We start from the raw sequence: 2,819 nt of genomic DNA, 5'->3' as shown, positions 1-2,819 counted from the left end.
TCTGCCCCCTGCTCCCTGCTCCCTGCTCCCTGCTCCCTGCTCCCTGCTTCCTACAGTCCTGCGTCGTCCATAGGTCTAGATTTGGCTTTTGCTTTGTTGGCGCTGCGTTTGAGGGCGGAAAGTCTGGCTTCATAGCGGGAACGCTGACGCTTACCGGGGGTGGTGTCAATTAAGGTTTTTAAGGCACTACCTAAACTCTTGTAGGCGTTGGGGAGACTATAACCAAAACGGGTGGCCAGGGCGATCGCTTTTTCGTCAGCATCAATTAATTCTTTTATTTGCTTTTCCCCATTATTTTTTTGATAGAGTCGCCAACCGGAAACACCACAAAGCGCCAACGCTAACACTAGCAGTAAGCCATCCTGTACCCATAATTCACCTACAGCACCACCTAAACCAATAGCCAGTGCGGCCATTTCCCAACCATCTTTAGGAATGGTGTCATTTTGGATACGAGCAACTTCATGCCAAAACAGAAGATTACGCTGATCCATTGCTAAAGCATCCCATTTTACCAAGTCGATTTGAATTTCTACTTGGTCTTTACCAATTTCTTCGCAACGGATCAGGGGTGGACTTACTTCGGTTGTTCCTTCCACTGTCACCCAGCTTTGTAATTCTGGTGGTAGCAAGCTTTTTAACCGCCGAAGTTCACTCATTTCCGCTTTAGCTGAGGAGGTTGTATAGGATGTCATAAAAATCCAGCCCTAAAAAATTTCTGTATATTAGTTAGGTTATCACTTTGGAGTTTGACACTCTCACTTTCAAGGCGAAGCCTGTGATAGCTATTTCAGCAATGATCGGCTTCACTCATTGGGAAAACTTCCCCGCTTTTTCCGAGCTTCCATTGCTTTTTCTAATAGATCCAGTAGTCCTGGGGCTTCTTCCTGAATACTGAGTAACAGTCTTTCCCCTAGTTCTATATTACCTGGATCTTCACCTGTGGCCATCACTTGTTTGAGTCGCGGTAAGGCGATGCTATCAACAACTTGAATTAACCCGCTTAGGCAACGGTGAAATTGTCTTTCGGTGAGTATGGAGTCTTCTAGGGGAAATTCTATAATGGCACGGATTTCGCCATCGGAGGGATCATATTCCCATTGCAGCATTTTGGTTTCCCAAGAAATGGCCAGCATTGTCTGGAGAATAGAAGCTTTATAAGGATGTTCTTTGACTCCTGCTAAAACTTGAGGGGCAAAAACTCGGAAAAATTTTCCGTCTTCATCCAACTGCACGACTATGAGAAAATCGTCTAGATGATCAGCTTCTACACCTGTGATAATTCTGTCTTCTGCTTCATCAAAGCGGTATTCCCAGCCAAGGTTATCTAAGTAATTGGCTATTTGTTTCAGATTAGCTCCCATAAAAGCCTCATAAGGAACGGTGGAGCGACTGTCACCACACCTAGTTTAACCTGCTATGGGCATTGAATTTACTTGTGTAGTGAGTTGTCCTCAAGGTGTATTCTATTCTTTGGTAGATACATTCTTATTACAGCAGGAGATCAAGGAGTCAGGAGATCAAGAAGTCAGGAGTAAAACTCTGTTTCTGTCTAGGAGTTAGTAGGTTCAATTGAGATTTTGTACCTTATGAATATGCAATCTGCTGTAAACACATTTATTTATTTTAAGTTATGCTTGTACGTAAATTAGCTTTTTTGCTGGCGATCGCTCCTTTCATTTTTACTATTGCTGGTTGTGAGGGTGATTCAGGTACAACGGAAAATACAGCCACTAACACTGTACAACAAGTAACTCGCAATATTGCTGGTAAAGTTAAAACCAGTGGACAGCTAATTTGTGGTGTTAGTGGTGAGTTACCAGGTTTTAGTTTTGTGGGAACTGAGGGTCAATATAATGGGATTGATGTGGATATTTGTCGCGCTGTAGCTGCGGCTTTGTTTGACAATCCTGATGCTGTAGAATATCGTAACTTAAATGCTAAAGAAAGATTTACAGCTTTGCAAACTGGTGAAGTAGATTTATTAAGCCGCAATACTAGCTGGACGTTAAGCCGTGATACTTCAGTGGGTTTAAATTTTGCCCCTGTGGTTTTTTACGATGGTCAAGCTATTATGGTTCGCAAAAATAGCGGTATCAAGTCTTTAGCAGATTTAAAAGATAAAGCAATTTGCGCCCAAACTGGTACAACTACTGAACAAAATTTAGCGGATCAAATGCGAAAACGAAGCATTAGTTATAAACCCGTTGTTTTTGAAGATATTAATATTACTTTTGCTACTTATGCAGAAGGGCGTTGTGATGGAGTGACTGCGGATCGTTCGGCGTTGGTTTCTCGACGCACAACTTTACCCAAACCTGATGATCATATCATTCTCGATGATTCGCTATCTTCTGAACCTTTAGCGCCAGCAGTTGCTCAAGGTGATCCCCAATGGAATAATGTAGTTAAATGGGTAGTTTATAGTTTAATAAAAGCCGAAGAATTAGGAATTAATTCCCAAAATATAGGACAATTTGCTAATAGCAATGATCCAGAAATTAGGCGTTTTTTAGGAACAGAAGGAAATTTAGGTGAAGGAATTGGTTTAACTAATGATTTTGCAGCCAGAATAGTTAAGCACGTTGGTAACTATGGCGAAATTTATGATCGCAACCTGGGTACAAACACAAAACTCAATCTTCCCCGTGGTCAAAATCAACTTTACACCAAAGGAGGTTTACTCTATTCTCCTCCATTTCGGTGATTGGTGATTGGTGATTGGGGACTGGGGACTGGTGATTGGGGACTGGTGATTGGTGATTGGTGATTGGTGATTGGTGATTGGGGACTGGTGACTGGGGACTGGTGATTGGTGA

3 protein-coding genes are annotated in these 2,819 nt (G+C 42.2%); 1 reads left to right on the top strand and 2 read right to left on the bottom strand.

Annotated features, from left to right (window positions below; translation table 11 throughout):
* Window positions 1-50: 50 nt before the first annotated feature.
* A complete protein-coding gene (locus tag PN497_RS13170) occupies window positions 51-695 on the bottom strand; it encodes a DUF3318 domain-containing protein (protein WP_096569482.1) in 645 nt (214 codons plus the stop codon).
* Between the two features lie 111 nt (window positions 696-806).
* Window positions 807-1,364: a hypothetical protein gene (locus PN497_RS13165; RefSeq protein WP_096569485.1), complete on the bottom strand. Its 558-nt coding sequence runs from the start codon at window positions 1,362-1,364 to the stop codon at window positions 807-809.
* Between the two features lie 269 nt (window positions 1,365-1,633).
* On the opposite strand from PN497_RS13165, the gene PN497_RS13160 reads away from it, so the two are divergent.
* The gene (locus PN497_RS13160; RefSeq protein WP_096569488.1) at window positions 1,634-2,707 is read left to right on the top strand and encodes an amino acid ABC transporter substrate-binding protein; all 1,074 of its coding nucleotides are present in this window, start codon (window positions 1,634-1,636) and stop codon (window positions 2,705-2,707) included.
* Window positions 2,708-2,819: the final 112 nt, after the last annotated feature.

It is taken from the genome of Sphaerospermopsis kisseleviana CS-549 (assembly GCF_028329225.1).
Classification (GTDB): Bacteria; Cyanobacteriota; Cyanobacteriia; order Cyanobacteriales; family Nostocaceae; genus Sphaerospermopsis; species Sphaerospermopsis kisseleviana.
The sequence above is the reverse complement of the archived record's forward strand: the minus strand, read 5'-3'. Positions and strand labels throughout refer to the sequence as shown.